Raw genomic sequence first — 20,819 nt, 5'->3', positions numbered from 1 at the left:
GCTAAAGGCGGTACTACAATACGGCGCTGGGTTGGTTGGTGCCGTTAGCGCTTGAGAGATGAAGACCAGGTTTTTAACCGCTGATAAGACGCTGACATGACGCTCATTCAGAATTTCTGAAATGTCTTTATCAGCGTCTGATCAGCGTCCCATCAGCGGTTGAAAAGAGGTCTTTTAACTCAACCATGCCTCCACCACAGAGGCACGATGAGCACAGAGATTCCAGATCAGACCCATTTTTAACTGTTCTTGGTTTAAGGGGACGCTGGGTGATCGCGGAGCTTTGAGGGATCAGGATGATCCCTCTCCTGCCGGAGGTGCCGGATAGTTGAACCACTAATCGCACACTAATGGAACACTAATATCAGAGTCTGAGGGGAGTCTTTTTGGCTCATTATGAGTGTTTTATTAGTGTCCAATTAGTGGTTTCAGAGTCTGGCTTCACAGCGCTGGCGATACAAAGGATTCAAGATGATCCCTCTCCTCCAAGGCATGCACGTGGCTCGGCGTGGGGGGGATGAAGTTTCAGGTTGGACCGGGCTGATGGGTGAGCGGTTACTCTCGACTTCATGTCATGAAGACACATTTCATACCACTCTGAAACTCCCGAGCCACAGGCTGGCAGCCTGTATCACGTTCCGCACACTCCCGTGTGGGCACGTGCATCTATTGAAAGAGAAGAGGCGGGCTGAAGCGCTTTTGGAGCGCGGGGCCTCCGAGCCCGCAGCATTCCGCTGCACGCTGCAGCACCGCAGCTTCCTTCAATGTCTCAGCCGCATGCTGCTGTCTGCCGCTGCTCGACGTGCTCGTGCTTGCCTCCTGCCGGGAGTTATACTGAGGCTTGCAGGTGTTTGCCACCTGCTGCGGGCTCGGAGGCCCGCGCTCCACGGACGGCATGCGCAGCGGTCATGCAGGTGGATTTCAAACATGGGCTGAGATGGAAGTGGAAAAAGAGGACGCCGATGCGGCCCCTCACTTCCGCCTTCTCCGCAGCACCAGCATCATCGTACCACACAGCATCAGCACGCCCTTCGCAGGCTCGGGCACGGCAACGACGGTCAGCGTGAGGTCGCCGCTGCCGGTGAAGTTGAGGATGTCCCACACGCCGATGCCGGTGATGTCGGGGAGGTCGAGATTGCCTTCGTTGCCGGCGGAGTTGGCGCCGGTGCGGAGGTTGGTGCCGGTGCTGAAGCCGTTGGTGGTCAGCAGGCCGCTCCAGTCGAGAATTTTGAAGCTGTCTCCGACGGCGGCGGTGTAGCCGCTGCCGTTGACGAGGAGATTGCTGAAGCTGTTGAGCGTGAGATCCCCGGTGATGTTGATCTGGTCCGCAGCAAGGCTGGCCCCGGCTGTGGAGCCGGTGATCTGCAGCTCGGCCACGGTGGTGCTGGCCACGGGGACAAAGGTGAGGCTCTGCGTATTGAGAGTGCCGGTGCCTGCGCCTGCGCTGTCGCCGGGCTTGATTGTGCCTTGGATGACGGAGGTGGCTCCTGCGACCGTTCCGGTGCCCGCGAGCACTGCCGTGGCTCCGTTCACCGTCACGCTGCCGCTGCCGGTCTGGCCTGCGCCGTTTGCGCCCACCTGCAATGTGCCTGCGCTGACGGTGGTGTTTCCAGAGTAAGTATTGGCCGCTGTGAGAGTCGTGGTGCCCGCGCCCACTTTGGTCAGGGCACCGGGACCGGTGACGACGGCATTGATGGCGAGATCTCCGCTGCCGCCGACGCTGGAGTCGGTGGCGAGATTCACCGTGGTGAGATTGGCCGTCGCAGTGGCTGTGCCGCCGCTGAAGCTCATGCCCGGGGTCGTGGCATAGCCGCCGCCGCTGCTGTCCAGGGTGACCCCGTTCAGCACAAACGCGCCGTCATTGACCACCGCCGTGGCGGAGGTGCTGGAACTGCCGCTGATGGTCACCGTGGGCACGGAGGTAAAATGGGTGCCCGGATTCACAATCGTGAGCCCCACCACGGTGTAGCTGGCGTTGTTTCCCGCCACTGTGGGCGCGGTGCCGGACACCAGGACCGTGCCGCCGCTGAAGGAGGCGCTGGGGGTGCCGGTAAAGCCGCTGCCGGGACTCGTCACCGTGATGCTGACGACCTTGCCATTGGCGTCCAGATTGGCCACGCCGGTCGCTCCATTGGAAAGCGTCACGGCGGGCGCGGCGCTGTAGGTCGTGGTATTTGATGTGACGACATAAGAGGCGCTGGTCACCCCCACCGAGGCGATGACCACGGAGCCCGTGCCGCCATTCACCGTGACCACCGGGGCCAGGCCATAGCCCGCGCCACCGCTGGTGAGCGAAAGGCTGCCGGCACCGAGGCCGAGCTGAGCGGTCGCCGTGGCATTGCCGTCTAATGAGGAGTCGATCATGACGGCAGCACCTGCGGACCAGCCGGTGGTGCTGACGCCTGAAAAGCTCAGTGAAGAGACCCCGCTGCCGATGCTGGCGGCGGTGCTGATGTTGTTGTTCACCAGCGCGCCTGCGCCGGACACGCCGGTGCCGTTCAGCGTGATGACCTCCTGCACGCCGCTTTGTCCATTGAGGTCCAGCGTGGCTCCCGCACTCACCGTGGTGCCCGCTGCGCTGGTGGCGAGAGACGCGCCGCCACTGCCGAGAGCCGTGGCACTGCCCAGCGCCAGCGTGCCTTGATTGACCGTCGTCGCGCCGTCATACGTGTTGGCTGCGGAGAGTGTCAGCGTGCCAGCGCCATCTTTGATGAAGCCCACGTTGTTGTTCGCATGCGTATTGGCCGCGCCCGCAGCACCAGCGCCGAGCGTGCCGCTGAAAGTCTGCGAGCCGGAGGCGACCGTCACATCCAGCAGGCTGGTGGAGGTGGCGCTGCCGCCGATGACGGCATTGGCCGTGCCCGTGCCAGCGGTGGCGAGCCCTGTTATGCTCTGCGCAAAGCCGTTGAGCTGCAGCACGCCGGAGGTGGCGCCGGTGCCGAGCGTGACGCTGGTGCCGGTGGGCAGGCGGTCATTTCCCAGATCGATGCGCAGCGTGCCGTTCTCGATGAGCGTGCTGCCAGCGTAGGAGTTGTCACGCGCGGTGAGGATGAGCGTGCCGCTGCCGGTTTTGTCCAGGCCGCCCGCACCCGTGACATTGCCGGTGATGGTGAGCTGCGCCGTGCTGCCAGCCGTGGCGGCAGTGGGGTCCACCTGGATGCGCGAGGTCGTCTGCAGCACCACTTCATTAACGATGGTCGTCTTCGGATCTGCAAACGCTGAACCCGTGGTCTGATCGGTGATGCGGATGGCGCCGTTGCCGCCGAAGCCGTTGCCATTGATCAAGATGCGGCCGTTGGTGGAAATCGCGCCAAAGGTGCCCGTGGCGTCGTCATTCACCTCATAGGTGCCGCCATTGTTCACGGTGATGCTGGGCACGCTGGTGAACTGCTGGCTGTTCATGCGCACCACGCCGTTGTTGATCACGATATCGCCGCTGAAGCTGCTGGCGCTGGTGCCCACGGTGATGCCGCCCACGCCCGTCAGCGTCAGCGTGCCGGTGCCCGTGATGCCCGCGCCCTGGACGGTCTGCATGGTGGCGAAATTGAAGGTGCCGCCGCCCGCGCCGATGGTGAGGGGATGATTCGTCGCGCTGACGGTGCCGATGCCGCTGGTTCCGGTTATGGTGAGCGTGCCGCCATCGAGCGTGACGCCCGCAGCCGCCACTCCCAGATTCCCGGTGGCCGAGACGGAAACGGAGCCGCCATTGATGATGGTGGCGCCAGTGAAGGTGTTCGTGGCGGACAGCACCAGCGCGCCATCGCCGGACTTCGTGAGCGTGGTGCCGCTGATCACGGCATTGATCGTGAGCGTGGCGCTGCTCTGCTGATGCACGATGAGCTCTCCCGTGGAGGTGGCGATGACGCCGCGCTTGCTCGTGGTGCCGATGCTGGTGGCACCTGCGGTGGAAGCCACCAGCAGGCCGCCGCTCTCCAGGGTGAGCGTGTCCGTGCCTGCATTGAAGGCCACGGCGGAGGTGCCGGTGAGGCGCAGGGTATTGGTGGTGGCGGTGGTGACGCCGCTGCTGGTGACGGTGGTGGTGGTGCCGCTCAGGCTGGTGTGCAAACCGCTGCCGAGGGCGGTGCCATAGCTGCCCGCCGTGAGCGCGACGACATTGCCGCTGCCATCGTTCACCGCCCAGTCGTTGAGCTTGTAGGTGGCATACGCGCCGAGGATGTTCATGGCGTCATTGCCGCTGCTGACGCTGGTGTTGTTGACCGTGGTGGTGGTGATGCTGGCCACACCGCTGCCGCTGCTCACCGGATTGAAATTCGCCGTCGCTCCGGTGTTTCGCGTGATGGCATTGAGCATCAGCGTCGCGATTTGGTCCGTGCCGTTCGTCACGGTGATGCGCGCGCCGCCGCCGAGAACGCCCGCGCTGTTTCCCAGCGTGAGGCCGGCCACCGTCTCCGTGGAGAATGCGCTTCCATTACCCGTGAATGTGAGCGAGCCGCCATTGAGCGTGAGCGCCGCCGTGGCGCTGAGTTTGGCGCCGTTGTTCGTACTGTCATCCAGCAGCAAAGTGCCGCCGCTGACGGTGGTCGCTCCCGTGTAGGTGTTTGCACCGCGAAAGGCCACCGTGCCGCCGCCGATGATCGTCACCGTGTCCGTGCTGCCCGTGGCGGAGGCCGCGCGCAGGATGCTGCCGGTAAACTCCACGGTGCCGCCGCTGGCGGAGGTGATAATCACGCCCTTCGCCGCGCCGCTGTCAGTGCCGAGCGTTACATTGCCGCTGTAGGTCACCGTGCCGGAGGAGTTCAGCCCGCCCAGGGTGATCACGCCGGCGTTGCCAGACTGCAGGCGCACGTTTCTGCCCACATTGGTCCCGTCCGTGTTCAGCAGCAGCGCGGCGAGGCTGCTGCCACTGGTATTTCCTACCAGCACATCAGAAGTGGCGATTCCCAGAGCCCCGGCGGCGCCGCTTGGAGCGCTGGCGGCCACGATGAGCCTGCCCGCATTCACGACGGTGGCTCCGGCGTAGTCGCTGGCGGAGCCGGAGAGCACCAGCGTCTGCGTGGTGCCCGCCAGCGTGAACCCTGCATTGGGATCGGTGCCGGAGAGCTTGCCTGAAAACACATAGTAGCCCGCCAGCGACATGGAGAGGCCCACATTGGAGGCGCCGGTCCCGGACATCAGGACGTTTCCGCCGCCGGAGAGTGCGCCAAAGGTTTCCCCATTGCTGTTGAAGTCAAAGGTGCCACCGCTCAGCACATTGAGGATGGTCGAGTTTCCAAACAAGTCCCCCGCCGAGCCGCTGAAGCGCACCGTGCCCGTGCCGCTGACGTTGATGGTCGTATTGGAAAGGCCGCCGAGATCTCCGATGTTGAGAAATTTTCCCGTCGTGGAGTTGTTGATCAAATTCAGCACGAGTCCGGTGTTGCTGCCGCTGTTTGAATAGGTGAGGCCGTCGCTCAGGGTCAGCGTGCCGGTGCCGCTGTTGAGGAAGGTCTGCTTGGTGCCGTTCGTGTAGGCCTGCGTGGTGCCGCTGAGGGTCAGCGTGCCCGCACCGGAGTTCGTCACGGTCGTTTCGCCATCCCAGATGGTCGGTGCGGAGATCGTGGCGCTGCCCGCTGCAGAGAGCGTGATGGCGGAGAGCATCGCGCGGTCTCCGGTGGCATTGGTGAAGTCCAGCGCATTGGTGGTGGGCGAGCCCGCGAGGGTGATGGTGCCCGCCGTATTGGCAAACGAGAGCTGGTTCAGCACCAAGGTCCCGATGTCATTCGTGGTGGTGAACGTCGTGCTGCCTTTAAAGAGGAGCGCAGTCCCGCTGCTGCTGACCGGCGCCGCCGCAGGAGACCAGTTTCCTGCGGTGCTCCAGCTTCCGGCAGTGGTGTTCCAGGTGCTGGTCTGGGACTGGGCCTCGGCATGAGACACAAGGACCAGGACCAGAACGGCCAGCGACAGGACGAAATACAGGCTGCGGAAGGAATTCACGCAGAACGAGGGCATGGAGGCGCGAAAACGGCTCAGGGCCGTCCGGCGGCGCGCGGCCGCTTGCAGACAAAGATGGGGCATTTTTTAAAGGAGGGGGGGGGGCCTGCCGATAGCCCTTCTCAAACCCGCCATCCATGGATGCATGGTGACTATATCGTTGCATGATTTTCACCTCGCAAAAACGTCACAAAACATCGTGTAAACTGGCATCATAGAAGCCCTGCCTACCCGGGATGTTTGGAACCTCTAAATTCAAAAATGGAGGAATTTCCCATCATCATTCCACCGCCCCGAGACCGTGCCGGCCATGCGCGATCAGCGGCTGCTGAACGGTCGATTTCTGATTTTTGGAGGGTGCCTCCTTGAGCGCCTGCCGCCCTCACAGGGCTCCGCGCCATTCCCCAAATCTTTCAAAACCGCCAAAACCAGCACAGCGAATCGGTTGCCTATGGCCCAGACGCTGCTACCCTCGCGGCCCCCTTCCCCAAAAAACGCCCGCCCCCCGCCCATGACCCCAGACAAAATTCGCAACATCGCCATCATCGCCCACGTCGACCACGGCAAAACCACGCTCGTTGACGGCCTCCTGCGCTCCAGTGGCAATTTCCGCGAAAACCAGGCCATCGCCGAGCGCGCCATGGACTCCATGGACCTCGAACGCGAGAAGGGCATCACCATCAAGGCCAAGAACACCTCCGTTCACTGGAACGACCACATCATCAACATCGTCGATACTCCCGGCCATGCCGACTTCGGCGGTGAAGTGGAGCGCGTGATGAAGATGGTGGACGGCGTGATGCTGGTGGTGGACGCGTATGAAGGCCCGCAGGCGCAGACACGCTTTGTTTTGAAGAAGGCGCTGGAGCAGGGCATCAAGCCCATCGTGCTCATCAACAAGATGGACCGCCCGCACATCGAGCCGCAGAAGGTGCATGACAAGGTGCTGGAGCTCTTCCTTGAACTGGATGCCACCGAAGAGCAGTTCAACGCCGCCTTTGTGTACGGCAGCGCACGCGCAGGCTGGGTCACCGATTCCCCCACGGGCGAACAGCATGACATGACCTTCCTCCTCGGCAAGATCGTCGAGCACATCCCGGCCCCGAAAGCGGAAGTGGAAGGCAGCTTCGAAATGCTCGTCTCCAACATCGACTGGGACAACTTCGTCGGCCGTGTGGCCATCGGCAAGGTGACCCGCGGCAGCGTGAAGCTGGGAGACAAGGTCTTCCTCCTCGGCAAAACGCCCGAAGAAAAGGCAACTCCGGTCAAGGTGACCAAGGTTTTCCAATACACGACTCTCACCACCAGCGACTCCGTGGAAGGCACCGCTGGCGACATCGTCGGCATCTCCGGCTTTGAAGACGTGGACATCGGCCAGACCGTCGCCGGCGCCGCAGACGCCCCTGCCCTGCCCTTCGTGGCCATCGATCCTCCTACCATCGTCATGCAGTTCGCCGTGAATGACGGCCCGCTGGCCGGACGCGAAGGCGACCACGTGACCTCCCGCAAGATCCGCGACCGCCTGGACCGCGAGCAGAAGATGAACGTGACCATCAGCGTGAAGGACACCGACACCGCCGGTATCTTCGACGTCAGCGCCCGTGGCGCCATGCAGATTGCAGTGCTCGTGGAGCAGATGCGCCGTGAAGGCTTCGAAGTGCTCGTCTCCCGCCCCATGGTCATCATGAAGCGCGTCAATGACGAACTCGTGGAGCCGTTTGAAACCCTCTACGTGGACGTGCCGGACGACTACCTCGGCGGCGTGATGAAATCCATCTCCGAGCGTAAAGGCAAGATCGAAGACATGAGCGCCCACAACGGCCGCACCAGCCTGCAGGCTTATGTGCCCACCCGCGGCCTCATCGGCTTTGAGTTTGACCTCATGAACCTGACCAGCGGTCACGGCATTCACAGCCATCTCTTCCGCGAATACGCCCCGCACGCCGGACCCATGCAGACCCGCAGCACTGGCACTCTCGTGAGCACCGAAGCAGGCGAAGCCACCAGCTACGCGCTGGACACCATCCAGGTGCGCGGCAAGCTCTTCATCGGCGCAGGCGAGCAGGTCTATGATGGAATGATCATCGGCGAAAACCCACGCGCCGACGACCTCCCCGTGAACCCCACGCGCAGCAAGCAGCTCACCAACTTCCGTGCTGCTGGCAACGACAAGGGCATCCAGCTCACCCCGCCAATCCGCTTCAGCCTGGAGCGCGCCATCGAGTACATCGCCCCCGATGAACTCGCCGAGTGCACTCCCAAGAGCATCCGCCTCCGCAAGCGCACGCTGGACAGCAGCCAGCGCCAGCGTGAGAAGAAGAAGACCGAAGCCCAGCTCGAAGGCGCGGCGGCGTAAGGCAGGAGCTGCGGTCAAGGCGTCAAGAATTGTCAAGAAGGTCAAGGCATCGAGCCTTGGCCTTTTTGCTGTTTGGATGGCGGCGCGTTCGCAGCGGGATATGGAGTGCGGTCGCGAAGGGAGGAACGACCGCAGCTACCGCTTTTCGCAGGCCGGACGGATTGCATGCGGCACATCCCCAACAAGCACAACACCTCTCAGGGTGCACGAAAGCCCCTTGAGTTTCCGTGAGCCACGAACCGCTCGAAAGCGGTAGCTCCGATGCAGGCCTGCGCCTTGCATCTGCGCGACCGCACTCCAAATGTGCGCCATCCGCGCTCACAGCTTTCAGTTACCGCGGCGGCTGCGGCGGCACGTACATCCGTGGCATCTGGCCGGGAGCCATGGGGCGTGGTTTGGGCACCGGCGCGGCGCGCAGGTCCACGACGCGGGTGCTGGTCCAGCTGTCATGCCAGCCAGTGTCCACGCCGCTGCCCAGAAACGAAAACGGCTCAAACGGTACGATGCGGCTCAGGCTGCGCATCAACGCATTGCCGAAGGTCAGCGGCTCTCCCGACACCGTGACCACCTTTGTCCCGGTGATCAGCTTGCCAAGCGAGCGGCCAAAAAGCCCTTCAAAGAACGTGTAGTACACAATGCTCGCGACGGCCGTGTAGGCGATGTCTTCCAGCGTGCTGATATCTTCGAGGTTGTCCACAAAGCCATGGATGACGCCCATGCCTTCCAGCAACCCGACAATCACGGCGAACACGAAAAACAGTCCGATGATCGCAACGCGGTCGATGATAAAATTGAGGAAGCGTTTGCCGCCGCCCGCGCTCGGCTGGTCATGTATATCGACGGGCAAAGCAGCCCCCACGTTGGACTGCGGTGCCGCATAGGGATTGATTTCATTCGGGTTCATCGGGAAAATATGGCATGTCTATCGGGGAGCGCCTAGAAAATAATTCGCCCACCTAGGTACTTCGACATGCCTTTCGCCTGCTGTTTCGGACTCCGGAAAGTAGTTTAGAGCTTTAGCTCGTTCAGGGCAGCGCCTGCGCTTTGTTCCGTGCCTTCGAGAGATGAAGGGGAATTTCGTTGCCTCTGTGGCGAGTGCGCAGCGCTGCGTGCCCGGAACGAGCTGAAGCTCTGGACTACTTTTTCCCAACGCGCAGCTCTTCGCCTTCCCGCTTTTCACCGGGTTTGAAAATGGCAGGCTGCCGCGTTGGCATGGGCCGCGGCCTCACTTCCGGTGCCGCCCGCAGATCCACCACGCGCGTGCCCGCCCAGCGGTCGTGCCAGCCGCTGTCCTTGGTGGTGGTGAAAAACGACAGCGCATCCAGCGGCATCAGACGGCAGAGACTGCGCAGCAGGACACGGCGAAACGTCAACGGTGCGCCAGAAACCATGACCGCTTTCGTCCCGGTGATCCACTGCCCAACAGTGCGCCCGGGCAGCGCCTCGAAGCAGGTGTAATAAACAAAGGCGCCCACCATATAAAAACCCACTATGGAGAGAAAGATGGCCCCCATGTCTTCGGGAATGGACATGCCGCTCTGCCAGTTCATCGCCTGCGCCAAATAGCTGAGTGCCTTCATAATCAACATGAAGGTGGCAATCACCCCCGCACGATCGATCGCCCAATTGAGAAACCGTTTTCCCAGCCCCGCACGCCGCGCATCCGCTGGCTTCACCGGTTCACCCACGCTCACGGCAGATCGCGGTGCCGCATAGGGATTAATTTCCGGCGGGTTCATTTTGGACACAGGGCGCTTCTACGGACGATGCATACTGAGGGCTGCCAGAAAAGTAGTCCAGAGCTTTAGCTCGTTCTGGACAGCGCCTGCGCTTTGTTCCGTGCCTTCGAGAGATGAAGGGAATTTCGTTGCCGCTGTGGCGAGTGCGCCGCGCCATGTGCCCGGAACGAGCTGAAGCTCTAGACTACTTTTCTCGCTGCGCAGCGCCCCGGCCCGGACTGCGAGCTAAAGCTCGCGAGTACTTTCTTCAATGCGTCAGCGCATAGAAGATGATGTTGATCCCAAGCGGGTACGCATACTTCTCGGAGAACTCCCTGAAATACCACGGGTCCGTGCCTTCCTGCTCCCAGCCTTCGCCGGTGTCGGTGTTCCAGCAGATGACCATCATGAGGCGGCGTTTGTCGTCGAAGTAGCCGCGGTAGTGCACGTGTTCGGAGCCGGGCTTGTCGAACTCATAGGTGATGCCCTGGTTGATGACGTATTCGGCAAAGCGGATGTGAGGGATCTGCGGCTTCACTTTGATAGGGAAGACCATGTGGAAGATCTCGTGCTCCAGCGGGATCTCCTCCATCTTGCGGTCCGGCCAGATCTGCTTCAGCGCGACTTCAAAATTCTCCCACTCGCGCGTGCCCCAGAAATCGTCCACCATGATGAAGCCGCCATTGAGCATGTAGTCGCGCATGGTCTTGGCTTCGGTATCGGTGATGTCGATGTCTCCCACCTCGATCATGTAGAGAAAGGGGTAATGACGGAACTGCTCGGGATCGATGTCCACGATGGCGCCGTTCGGATTCACCTGCAGGGAGGTAAGCTGCTGCAGGCGGTAGCTCATGTTCATGTCCGAATCCGGGTAATCGGTGGACCATTTGCGATTGCTGCGGCCCCAGCCGCCACGCCCCCCGCGCCCCGAGGAGGAATTGTAGCGGATGCGGGCAAAGGTGAAGGTGTCGTTCGGCAGCTCCTTGCTGACCGGCCAGGTGGGGTACTCATTGCCATAGCCACCGCGCCGGTAATCGCGCGGATCCTCCGGTACCGAGCCGTCCTTGACGCCGAAGCTCGTGGGCTTGCCGCTTTCCTTCTCCTGCTCGGCGGCCCAGACGACGCAGCCGATGAGGGCGACGGCTAAAACAAGGACGGTGGCGGCTCGCGGTGTGTGCATGCGTGGGAGGTAACGTAGCTCGTTCCGTGCCTCCTGCACGCTTCTTTGAGGTTCCAGCGGAGGGTCCCGGTCGGGCGCGTCTCCATCAACCCAGCGCCTCGCGTCTGGTTGCGTTTCGTTTTGATGACCCTTGCCAGCGTTTTATCCTCGGGACGGGACCTCCATCACCGAGCCTGGCCCCACCAGAAACACGCGATCCTTTTCTGTGCTGGACATGCAATGCGTGCCGGTGAAGGAGCCGAAGGCAGGCAGAATGCACACCCGTGGGGAAAAGTGGAAGCAGGGCGCACGCAGAGAGGTGCCCATGCGGTCAGACAGCCGGAAGGCCGGATGGAGGTGCCCGGCGAGGACCTGCGCCTCCGCATCTTCCTGCGGCTCGTGCCGGCAGTGAAACGCGCCCAGCCGCCACGGCCCTTTCACACAGGTGATCCGCAGTTCCTCCGGCGGCGCACCGGCATGGCGATCGTGATTTCCCTCCACCAGCACGATCTCGATTTCCGCATGCCGTTCCCGCCACGCGGTCAGAGCCTGAAACATCTCCTCGTTTCTGCCCGCTTTGGCATGAAGAAAATCTCCCAGGATGACCAGCCGCGGCGCTGCCGTCATCGTCAGAATGTGGGACAGCCGCTCAAGATCGTCCTCATGCGAAGTATCCGGCACGGGGATGCCTGAGAAGCGAAAAGTCGCCGCTTTGCCGAAATGCGGATCGGCAATGAACAGAGTCTTGCCGCCCGCCCACCACAGCGCGCGCTCATGCAGCAGCGTGAGAGTTTCGCCGCCCCATTCCAAAGTCACATCGGCCCTCATGTTCGCAGTGCTTCAGCCTCCAGTTGCTCGCTCATGCGGCGCACGCGGTCCGCCCATTTTTCCGTGCTCACCTGCGCCTGCACCCACATGGCCCAAAGCGGAAAGGACAGCGGCGTGAGGCGCTGCGTCTCCCGCAGGATGATCTTCATGCCCTGCGCCTGGCTGAGGGTCTCGCGCAGCCGCCGCACCTCAAGCTGCCGCTCGATGACCTCCCGCCGCGCCTGATCCAGCAGGCGGTTGTCCGGCTCATAGCGGGAGAACATGTCATAAAACAATCCGCTCGAAGCCTGCACCTGACGCGTCGATTTTGAACTCCCGGGATACCCCTGGAAGACCAGCCCCGCGATGCGCGCGATTTCGCGAAACTGCCGCTTCGCCAGCTCGGTGGAGTTCAGGCAGTCGAGGATGTCCTCCACCAGCATGTCTGGAGAAAGCATCTCGCGCCAGGCCTGTTCATCGAGGTCCAGCGGAGTGGGTGTCGCGAGCGCAAAGCCATAGTCGTTCATGGTCAGCGCAAAGGAACGCGGAGAGGCCTTGCCGATGCGGTGCGCCGTCAGCACGGCCAGCCCCTCATGCGCGAGCCGCCCGGCAAAGGGGTAGATGAAATACAGCAAGCCCTCACGCGTGCGCGTCCACTCGATGAGCAGCTCGTCCGGCTCAGGAATGAGCGACCAGGACGCTTGAATCTTGAGCACCGGCGCAGCGGCTTTCATTTCCGGCGAGTCAAACACCTCGCGCTTCGCCTCCGCGAGCTTCAGCCGCACCGCACGGGCGAGCTGCGTGGAGAGGGGCATCTTGCCGCCCATCCATTGCGGCACCAGACGCGAGGTCTTGCGGCTTTTCCGAACGAAGGCGGTCATGTCATGCACGCGCACAAACTCAAGCTGGTGCCCCGCAAAGGAAAAGCCGTCCCCCGCCTTGAGCCGCGCGATGAAGGACTCCTCGATGCTGCCGAGATGGCTTCCGCGCATGAGCCGCACGGACATCATGGCATCGCTGGTGATGGTGCCGATGGACATGCGGTGAAAACGCGCGATGTCCGGCTGATCCACCGTGAAGAAATCGCCCTCCTGCCGCACGCGGCGGAACTGCGGATAGGCCTTCAGGCTCTTGCCGCCCCGCGTCACGAAATCGATGATCCACTGCCACTCCTCATCGCTCAAATCGCGGAAGGCATGCGTGGAGCGGATCTCCGCCAGCGCCTGCGCCTCGTGAAATCCGCCGCCGAGCGCGAGCGTGACGAGATGCTGCACCAGAAGATCGAGCGGCCGGTCCACAGGCTCGCGTGCCTCCATTTCTCCACGCGTGATGGCATCACGTACCGCGGCAAATTCCACCAGCTCCAGCGCATGCGCGGGCACGCAGTAGATGCGGCTGACGGCTCCCGGCTGGTGGCCGCTGCGTCCCGCACGCTGCAGCATGCGCGCCACACCTTTGGGCGCACCCACCTGGATGACCTGCTCCACCGGCGAGAAGTCCACGCCGAGATCCAGACTGCCGGTGCAGACCACGCATTTCACCGCGCCAGCGCGCAGCCGCTCCTCCACCTCCTCACGTTTCTTGCGGTCCACCGAGCCATGATGAAGCTCGATGTCCCCGTCCCAGTCCGGCCGTGCGGCACACAGCGCCTGATACCAGATCTCCACCTGCGAGCGCGTGTTTACAAAGAGCAGCGTGGTGCGGGATTTTTCAAGACGGCGGATCACATCCGGCAGCATGCGCAGCCCTGCATGACCGCTCCACGGAAAGCTCTCCATGCTGCGCGGCAGCAGGGACTTGATCTCAAACTTCTTGTTCACCTGCGCGGAGATCATCCTCGCCTTGCCCGCATGCGCCGCGCTGCCCAGCAGCACATGCAGCGCCTGGCCGAGATTTCCCAGAGTCGCGGACAGGCCCCAGATGCGCAGGCCCGGCGCCCACTGCCGCAGCCGCGCCAGGCAGAGCTCCGTCTGCACACCGCGCTTGGTGCCGAGCATCTCGTGCCATTCATCCACGATCACACAGCGCAGGTCGGCAAACTTTTCCCGCGTGTCCGCATGCGTGAGCAGCAGGGAGAGGCTTTCCGGCGTGGTCACCAGCGCGGTGGGAAAGCGCTGGCGCTGCCTCTGCCGCGCCGCAGCACTGGTGTCTCCCGTGCGCAGCTCCACGGACCACGGCAGCCCCAGATCCTTCAGCGGAGCGCGCAGGGACTCCACGGTGTCATTGGCCAGCGCCCGCAGCGGCGTGAGCCACAGCACGCGCAGCGGCTCCGTCTTTTTGGGCCAGGCCGCCTTCTCAGGATTTTGCGCCAGCCATTCCAGCACCGGGCCGCCCCAGACCGCATAGGTTTTTCCCAGCCCCGTCGGCGCATGCACCAGCCCGCTCTCCCCAGCCAGAAAGGCATCCCAGGCCTCCTGCTGGAAGGGAAACGGTTTCCACCGCTGCTTTTTAAACCATGCCGGCCACAGAGATTTCATGCGGCGCTCTCCTTCAGAGGCATGAGGCGGGGTTTCATCATGGAACAGGAACGCATGGGGCGGAGGAGGCGCGGGCGGCGCATGGGGTTCGCCAGATGGTGGAAAACGGACGCATGAAGTTGCGCAGAACCTTGGCGCGGAATGCTGCGATTTCCATGCTGTCATGAAAACAGCACGATTCTCCCAGGTGGTGGCGAAATGCGGCCGTCCGGAAATCCATCTGCTGCTCACGGATCCCAAAAAGGACCCGGCTCTCCAGTCCGCGGTGAAGGCGAATCGCATCATGACCGTGATGCAGGCCGTGGTGGGAACGAAGAAGGACTGGGGTGAGGCCGGATTTCATGTGGGCGCAGGCAGGCAGTACCTTGTGTTTCCCAAGTCGGTGAAATCCTTCGAAGGCAAGGCCGTCGTAGGCATCAAGTATGAACTGCTGAGCGGAGCCGAGATTCAAAACACCCGCAAACCCAAAGCCGCCAAAGCCGCGAAGCGGGCCAGACATAAAAAGCCCCCGCAGCACGAAAAGAAACCCTCCAAGGAAGCCCTCAAACTCGCTGAGGCATTCCATGAAAGCGCGCCGCCTGAACCGGAGGAAAAGGAGCCGAAGGAGAAGAAGGAAGATGCCATCGCGTCCAAGCCCGCCTCCGCCGAAATCGCCGCGCTGAAACGCCAGGTGAAAAAGGCCATGCAGGCGCTGGAGAAAGGCAGGCAGGTGGCCGCATTCAACCTGCTGCAGAAGATTGTGGAGGAGTGAAGCGCCGCCGCTCATGCAAAGAGTTCGAGCTGGGCGCTGGGCACCTTGAAGGCCGCCGTGGAGAGGCGTGGGGAGCTCTGAGGCTGGGACATGGCTGAACTGCATACAGGTCATGCATGCAGGGCATCAGTGGAAATCATGGGACGGCACGCCGTTTTGCGCGGCTGTGGCGAGACGCTCGATGCGCAGGGCAAGCACCGTGGTGACACCGTCCGCGATCTGCAGCCGGCCTTTGATGCGAAGGAAGGGCTCTTCGGTGATGATGAGTCTTTGCGCCTCAAACAGAGTCGAGGGCACGAAGGCATTGGCGATGCCGGTTTCATCCTCCAGGCTGATGAAGACATGCCCATTGGCGGTGCCCGGACGCTGGCGGCAGATGACCATGCCGCCGATCTCCACCCTGGCGCCATGCCTGCCTGCGGGCAGATCTCGCGCGCGGGTCAGCTCCGGCAGCTTCGTGCGCATGAGCCCCATGGGGTGCGGACCCACGGTGACGGACGTGGCGGCGTAGTCGGAATCCAGCCTCTCCTGCGGCGTCATGGCCAGCAAAGGAGAGGCAGCTGCTGAAGAGACGGCCCCGGCCAGGGAGAAGAGATTGTGCTCACGCTTTTGCTCCACCTCCCACAGCGCGGTGCGGCGGTCATGGGCCAGTTCATTGAGGGCCCCTGCCCTGGCCAGCACGCGCAGCTCCGCACGCGGCAGCGGGCAGCGCAGCAGAAAATCCTCCATGCTCAGCCATGGCCCGGGCTGCCGTGCCGAGATCAGCAGCTCTCTCGAAGCTGCACTGAAGTGGCGGAGCTGCCTGAAGCCGAGGCGGATGGTGCTGTCATCGTCCACACGGCAGTCGAGATCTGAGCGGCACACGCACACGGGCAGCACCCGCAGGCCGTGGAGCTTCGCATCGCGGACCACCGTAGCGGAGGAATAAAACCCCATGGGCTGATTGTTCAGCAGTGCGGCGGTGAACTCCGCCAGCCGGTGCGTGCGCAGCCAGGCGCTGGCATACACGAGCAGCGCGAAGCTGATGGCGTGAGATTCGGGAAATCCATACACGGCGAAGGACTGGATGGATTTCACCACGCGGTCCTGGGTGGCCGCCGGCACGTCCCGCTGCGCCATGGCCACGCGCAGCTTTGCCATGACTTTCTCCATCCGCTCCGGAGAGCGGTGGAAGCTCAGGGCGCGTCTCAATTCCTCCGCCTCGCTGCCGCTGAAGCCGGCGATCAGCATGGCCATCTGCAGCACCTGCTCCTGAAACAGGGGTATGCCCAGCGTGCGCGCCAGCACGGGCTCAAAGCAGTCCGCGATGTAGTCCACCTTCTCCCGGCCCGCATGCCGGTTCAGATAAGGATGCACCATCTTTCCCACGATCGGTCCGGGACGGATGATGGCGACTTCAACCACGAGGTCATAAAAGCAGCGCGGCTGCAGCCGGGGCAGCGTGGCCATCTGCGCACGGCTCTCGATCTGAAACACGCCGATGGTGTCCGCCAGGCAGATCATGTCATAGGTGGCGGGGTCATCATGCGGGAGGCGGTGCAGCTCCACGGCGCGCGACTCTCCACGCGCATGGCAGGTGGCGATGGTCTCCTCCAGCGCCGCCATCATGCCCAGGCCGAGAAGATCCACCTTGATGATGCCCAGGTCCGCGCAGTCGTCCTTGTCCCACTGCACGACGACACGCCCCGGCATGGACGCAGGCTCCAGCGGGACGATGGAGTTGAGCCCCTGGCTGCACAGCACCATGCCGCCGCTGTGCTGGCCGAGGTGCCGTGGCAGCCCGCGCACGGCGGCATGCAGCTTCAGCAGGGCCTCCACGCGCGGATGATCCGTGGGCAGTCCGGCCCTTTGCACATGCTCGTTCATGCCGAGTGTGTGCTGAAAGTCGCCATTGGCAAACAGGCTGGAGAAGCGGCTCAGCACATCCGGCGGCAGGCCCAGCACCTTGCCCATCTCACGCATGGCGCTGCGGCCGCGGTAGGTGATGACATTCGCCGTCATCGCCGCGCCATGCGGGGCGAAGCGCTGGTACATCTCCTGGATCACGCTCTCCCGCTGGTGGCCGCTCGGCAGGTCCAGATCGATGTCCGGCCAGGTCTCGCGGCCTTCGCTGAGGAAGCGCTCAAAGAGCAGCTTGTGCTTGATGGGGTCCGCGTTGGTGATCCCCAGCGAGTAGCACACCACGCTGTTGGCGGCGCTGCCGCGGCCCTGCACCAGAATCCCCTGCTCCTTGCACCAGCGCACGATGTCCCACACGACGAGGAAGTAGCCGCTGAACCCGAGCGCGGTGATGATGCGCAGCTCGTGCTCCAGCTTGTCCCTGATGGCGGAGTCCATCCTTTGGTAGCGTTCGCGCGCGCCTTGAAAGGCCAGCTCGCGGAGAAATGAAGCCATGTCATGCCCTGCAGGCACCGCATGGGTGGGAAACTGGTAGCCCAGATTTTCCAGCGTGAAGTCGATGCGCCCGGCCATGCGCGCGGTGTTTTCCACCGCCGCGGGGAGATCGGCAAACAGCTCGCGCATTTGGTGCTCACGCTTGAGGTGCCGCTGCGAATTCGGGCAGAGCAGCAGGCCCGCCTCATCCAGCGTGGTGTGGTGGCGCAGCGCGGTGAAGGCGTCCAGCAGCAGGCGCCCTTCACGCGCGGCATAGCAGGGACCATTGGAGGCAATGAGCGGCAGCTTAAAGCGCTCCGCCAGCTCCACCAGATCCGCCACACGGCGTCTGTCCTCGGCAAGGTGATGGCGCTGGATCTCAACTCCAAGATCCGCCGTGCCGAAGATGCGCACGAGATTTCCCATGACCTCCAGCGCGGCGGGGCGGTCGCCATGGGAGAGGACTTTCACCACCGGGCCCTCTTCATCTCCCGTCAGGGCCATGAGCCCCGCCGCATGCTGCTCCAGCTCCGCCCAGGTGACACGGCTCGCGTTTTTGGCCGCGCGCAGTTTGGCCAGCGTGAGCATGCGGCAGAGGTTTTGATAGCCCTCCCGGCTGCGCACCAGCACAGGCAGCACGGTCTGATCTTCCAGCGTGATCTCCGCACCGACGATGCTGCGCAGACCATGCTCACCGGCGCGGTGATGCGCGCGTGCCGAGCCATAAACGCCATCGCGATCCGTGATGGCAATCTGCGCCATCCCCTGCGCCGCCGCGTGATCCAGCAGATCCTCCGGAGAGCTGGAGGCCCGGAGAAAGCTGAAAGCGCTGCGCGCATGGAGTTCCACAAAAGCCATGAGCGTCAGCCGAAAACACCATCGAGCATCCACTGCCGCCCTTCGCAGGCGAGCCGGTATAGAGAGCCATCGCTCACCTCCACCACCCACACTTCACGGCTCCATGCCTGGCGGTCCCACCAGTCTCCGGAGAGCAGGCAGGGGCCGTTTGCCTGGGTGATGTCTAGCGTGGCCTCTGCCGTGGTCATGGCCACGGGCCGGTGCTGCTGCAAACGCACGCTCACCAGCCGTGGCGGGCGGAAGCAGCTGAAGGGCAGTCCGTAAGCGGGGCCTTCACCGCCCGGCGTCGCAGCGGGCAGTGGCTCCAGAAACGCCGCCATCGAAAAGGCATCCGGCCTGCGGGTCGGCAGCAGGCGGGGCTTGCCCACACGGCCGATGCCAAAGAGCGCCTCAAGCTGCGTCAGTGTCTCGGCAAAGCGCTGCGGATCGCGCAGGCCGCGCTCAAACAAAAGATTCTGCCGCATGGCCTGGCGCGTGGGCTTGAGGTCCAGCGTCACCACCCGCACGGCGCTGGGCGCGCGCAGTCCGTCCAGATGGGCACGCAGCACCCGCAGCAGCAGTTCTTCATCGCGGGTGGGCTCGGCCACGCGCAGCAGCCGCTCATGCACGCTGCCGTCTTCAAATTTCAGCACCAGATTTTCCGCGGCCACCACCAGCCAGTGCTCCGCCAGCCGCGCGCAGAGCCCCTGCAGCATGCGCTGCAGCAGGCCCAGCAGCGGCTCCAGAGATTCCACGCCATGCTCCAGCTCCAGGGTTTCACAGAACAGGGTCACCGTGCGCACGCGCTGCAGCAGCCTGCCGGCGCCGCCTCTGGCCAGCTGCCACACATGCAGCCCCTCCGCACCCAGGCGCTCAGCCACTCCCGCGCGTGGCAGCGCAGCCAGCTGGGCGAGCGTGTGCACACCCCAGAGCTGCAGCACCTCCAGCACTGCGGCGGAGGGCTGCAGCACCCTCACGGGGAGCTTGTTCAGAGAGGCTTCATTCCTGCCGCCGTCGAGAATCAAAATTTTGTCTGCCGCATGCGCCGCGAGGCTGGCATGGTCGGGATCTTCGGCAAAACCCACCGTCACCTCCAGCTTCCGCGCGGTGAGCTCCGCATGGATGCCTTCGCAGCAGGAAAGCCGGTTTTGCCAGACATTGCGGATCGCGGAAACATCCAGCACGCAAAGGCCCGGTGCCGTGGACTCATAATGCGGCGTCCAGTGGTCCGCGCACTGCAGCAGCTCCTGCTGCAGCTGCTCCTCCACCGCGGCCACACGGCGCAGCAGCGTGAGCTTCATGCAGCGCGCCATGGCCTGGGGCGCCGTCATGCCCGCGAAGACGCCCTGCTTTTCCGCCACGCTGTTGGCGTGCAGGATGCGGCCCGTCCCGGCCTCCTGCGCGGCCGTGAGGTCCTCCTCTCCATCCAGCACCGCCAGCGCAGCCTTGGCGCTGGGACAGCCTGAACGCTGATGATTTCGCAGGGCGGCCTGAAGCGCAAAACGTGGCAGCCAGATGGCCGCGTAAAATGTCTGGGACCGCGCCTTCATGCAGGTGGGGTGAATGCCGGGGGTCAAGCCGCCTCCGCGAGGTTCAGGGCAGCACGGGCGGCCTCCATTTCAGATTCCACACCGGCCGAGCGGCGCACGACACCGCCGCGCAGTCGCGCGAGCAATTCTGGACGCGGCCGGTCCATCGCGTCCAGGCCATGGGGCAGCTGCATCAGCAGACGTGAACGTGCGCAGGGCACCGTCTGAAAGGCGGTGAAGATGCAGCACAGGCTGCCGCTTTTCTCCGCCAGCAGCCGCAGCCGGTGCCAGGCCTGGGCGGGCACTTTGCGCACGCTGCCGACCGGGCACAGACCCACGTCCATCAGCACCCGGGAGATGTTGCCATCACGCAGGAGCAAGTCCGCCCCTTTGACCGCCTGCTCCACGCTCCGGCACCTCAGCCAGAGCAGACGCTCCCGTGTCTCCGCCGCCACCTCCTGCGGGCTGAACACATCCGCCCCGTCCACCAGCGCTACCGGCGTCCGCATTCCCCTGCCCCAGGCATCCAGCAGGGCAGACAAAAGCAGGCCAGCCCCGGCTCCCCGGCTGCCGCACACAATCTCATGCAGGCGCCCCGGCTGCAGTTGCAGCTGGTCCAGGCAGTCCACCCCCGTAGGAACCGCCTCCGCCTCCTGCAAAGCCGCCTGTGCCAAGGGAAACTTGGTGCGCAGAAGCTCACGGATGTGAAGCAGATTGAGGGGTGGATTCATACTGTTCTAAAGAACAGTATGAATGAAGATTGGCAAATTAAAAGCGGGGGAGTTTCGGCATGAGGGGCATGTGAAATTTCACTTTCAGCGGCTCATGAAAACATGCAGACCGCATTCCTCAGCGGCCCTCTCTGCAGCGTGGAGACCCCT

General features: G+C 63.4%; 11 protein-coding genes. 2 read left to right on the top strand and 9 right to left on the bottom strand.

Annotated features, from left to right (window positions below; translation table 11 throughout):
- Positions 1-972 precede the first annotated feature (972 nt).
- A complete protein-coding gene (locus ACILSR_RS11980; RefSeq protein ID WP_395750011.1) occupies positions 973-5,949 on the bottom strand; it encodes a beta strand repeat-containing protein in 4,977 nt (1,658 codons plus the stop codon).
- 493 nt (positions 5,950-6,442) lie between these two features.
- On the opposite strand from ACILSR_RS11980, the gene typA reads away from it, so the two are divergent.
- Positions 6,443-8,287, top strand: coding sequence for a translational GTPase TypA (gene typA, locus ACILSR_RS11975; protein ID WP_395750010.1), 1,845 nt, complete (start codon positions 6,443-6,445; stop codon positions 8,285-8,287).
- 331 nt (positions 8,288-8,618) lie between these two features.
- On the opposite strand, the gene ACILSR_RS11970 is transcribed toward typA, so the two are convergent.
- The 5 genes from ACILSR_RS11970 to ACILSR_RS11950 all read right to left on the bottom strand — a co-directional run bounded on the left by ACILSR_RS11970 (position 8,619) and on the right by ACILSR_RS11950 (position 14,448).
- Entirely contained in the window at positions 8,619-9,191 is a 573-nt protein-coding gene (locus ACILSR_RS11970) for an RDD family protein (RefSeq protein ID WP_395750009.1), read from the bottom strand.
- Positions 9,192-9,423: 232 nt separating this feature from the next.
- The gene (locus tag ACILSR_RS11965) at positions 9,424-10,026 is read right to left on the bottom strand and encodes an RDD family protein (RefSeq protein ID WP_395750008.1); all 603 of its coding nucleotides are present in this window, start codon (positions 10,024-10,026) and stop codon (positions 9,424-9,426) included.
- Positions 10,027-10,273: 247 nt separating this feature from the next.
- Positions 10,274-11,185, bottom strand: coding sequence for a DUF4159 domain-containing protein (locus ACILSR_RS11960; protein ID WP_395750007.1), 912 nt, complete (start codon positions 11,183-11,185; stop codon positions 10,274-10,276).
- A 141-nt stretch (positions 11,186-11,326) separates the two neighbouring features.
- Positions 11,327-11,992, bottom strand: coding sequence for a ligase-associated DNA damage response endonuclease PdeM (gene pdeM / locus ACILSR_RS11955; RefSeq protein WP_395750006.1), 666 nt, complete (start codon positions 11,990-11,992; stop codon positions 11,327-11,329).
- Positions 11,989-14,448 carry a ligase-associated DNA damage response DEXH box helicase gene (locus ACILSR_RS11950; protein WP_395750005.1) on the bottom strand — a complete coding sequence of 820 codons (2,460 nt, stop codon included), beginning with the start codon at positions 14,446-14,448 and terminating at the stop codon, positions 11,989-11,991. Before ACILSR_RS11950 ends, pdeM begins: the two co-directional genes overlap by 4 nt.
- A gap of 163 nt (positions 14,449-14,611) precedes the next feature.
- Between ACILSR_RS11950 and ACILSR_RS11945 the strand changes: the two genes are divergently transcribed.
- On the top strand, positions 14,612-15,199 hold the full coding sequence (locus ACILSR_RS11945) for a hypothetical protein (RefSeq protein WP_395750004.1): 588 nt from the start codon (positions 14,612-14,614) through the stop codon (positions 15,197-15,199).
- 126 nt (positions 15,200-15,325) lie between these two features.
- On the opposite strand, the gene ACILSR_RS11940 is transcribed toward ACILSR_RS11945, so the two are convergent.
- From ACILSR_RS11940 to ACILSR_RS11930, 3 genes are read right to left on the bottom strand one after another with little or no spacing between them, the layout of a single operon-like run.
- Entirely contained in the window at positions 15,326-18,430 is a 3,105-nt protein-coding gene (locus ACILSR_RS11940; protein ID WP_395750003.1) for a DNA polymerase III subunit alpha, read from the bottom strand.
- Between the two features lie 5 nt (positions 18,431-18,435).
- A complete protein-coding gene (locus ACILSR_RS11935; RefSeq protein WP_395750002.1) occupies positions 18,436-19,959 on the bottom strand; it encodes a Y-family DNA polymerase in 1,524 nt (507 codons plus the stop codon).
- Positions 19,960-19,982: 23 nt separating this feature from the next.
- Complete coding sequence (locus tag ACILSR_RS11930; protein WP_395750001.1) at positions 19,983-20,669, bottom strand: hypothetical protein; 687 nt, start codon at positions 20,667-20,669, stop codon at positions 19,983-19,985.
- Positions 20,670-20,819: the final 150 nt, after the last annotated feature.

This window comes from Prosthecobacter sp. (genome assembly GCF_044222565.1).
Classification (GTDB): Bacteria; Verrucomicrobiota; Verrucomicrobiia; order Verrucomicrobiales; family Verrucomicrobiaceae; genus Prosthecobacter.
This window is presented reverse-complemented; position numbering and strand designations above follow the sequence as displayed.

Bases quoted from the DNA above. Each gene is read 5' to 3' on its own strand.
- typA (WP_395750010.1), top strand. From the start codon at position 6,443: ATGACCCCAGACAAAATTCGCAACATCGCCATCATCGCCCACGTCGAC.
- ACILSR_RS11930 (WP_395750001.1), bottom strand. From the start codon at position 20,669: ATGAATCCACCCCTCAATCTGCTTCACATCCGTGAGCTTCTGCGCACC.
- ACILSR_RS11935 (WP_395750002.1), bottom strand. From the start codon at position 19,959: ATGAAGGCGCGGTCCCAGACATTTTACGCGGCCATCTGGCTGCCACGT.
- ACILSR_RS11940 (WP_395750003.1), bottom strand. From the start codon at position 18,430: ATGGCTTTTGTGGAACTCCATGCGCGCAGCGCTTTCAGCTTTCTCCGG.
- ACILSR_RS11970 (WP_395750009.1), bottom strand. From the start codon at position 9,191: ATGAACCCGAATGAAATCAATCCCTATGCGGCACCGCAGTCCAACGTG.
- ACILSR_RS11945 (WP_395750004.1), top strand. From the start codon at position 14,612: ATGAAAACAGCACGATTCTCCCAGGTGGTGGCGAAATGCGGCCGTCCG.
- ACILSR_RS11950 (WP_395750005.1), bottom strand. From the start codon at position 14,448: ATGAAATCTCTGTGGCCGGCATGGTTTAAAAAGCAGCGGTGGAAACCG.
- ACILSR_RS11965 (WP_395750008.1), bottom strand. From the start codon at position 10,026: ATGAACCCGCCGGAAATTAATCCCTATGCGGCACCGCGATCTGCCGTG.
- pdeM (WP_395750006.1), bottom strand. From the start codon at position 11,992: ATGAGGGCCGATGTGACTTTGGAATGGGGCGGCGAAACTCTCACGCTG.
- ACILSR_RS11980 (WP_395750011.1), bottom strand. From the start codon at position 5,949: ATGCCCTCGTTCTGCGTGAATTCCTTCCGCAGCCTGTATTTCGTCCTG.
- ACILSR_RS11960 (WP_395750007.1), bottom strand. From the start codon at position 11,185: ATGCACACACCGCGAGCCGCCACCGTCCTTGTTTTAGCCGTCGCCCTC.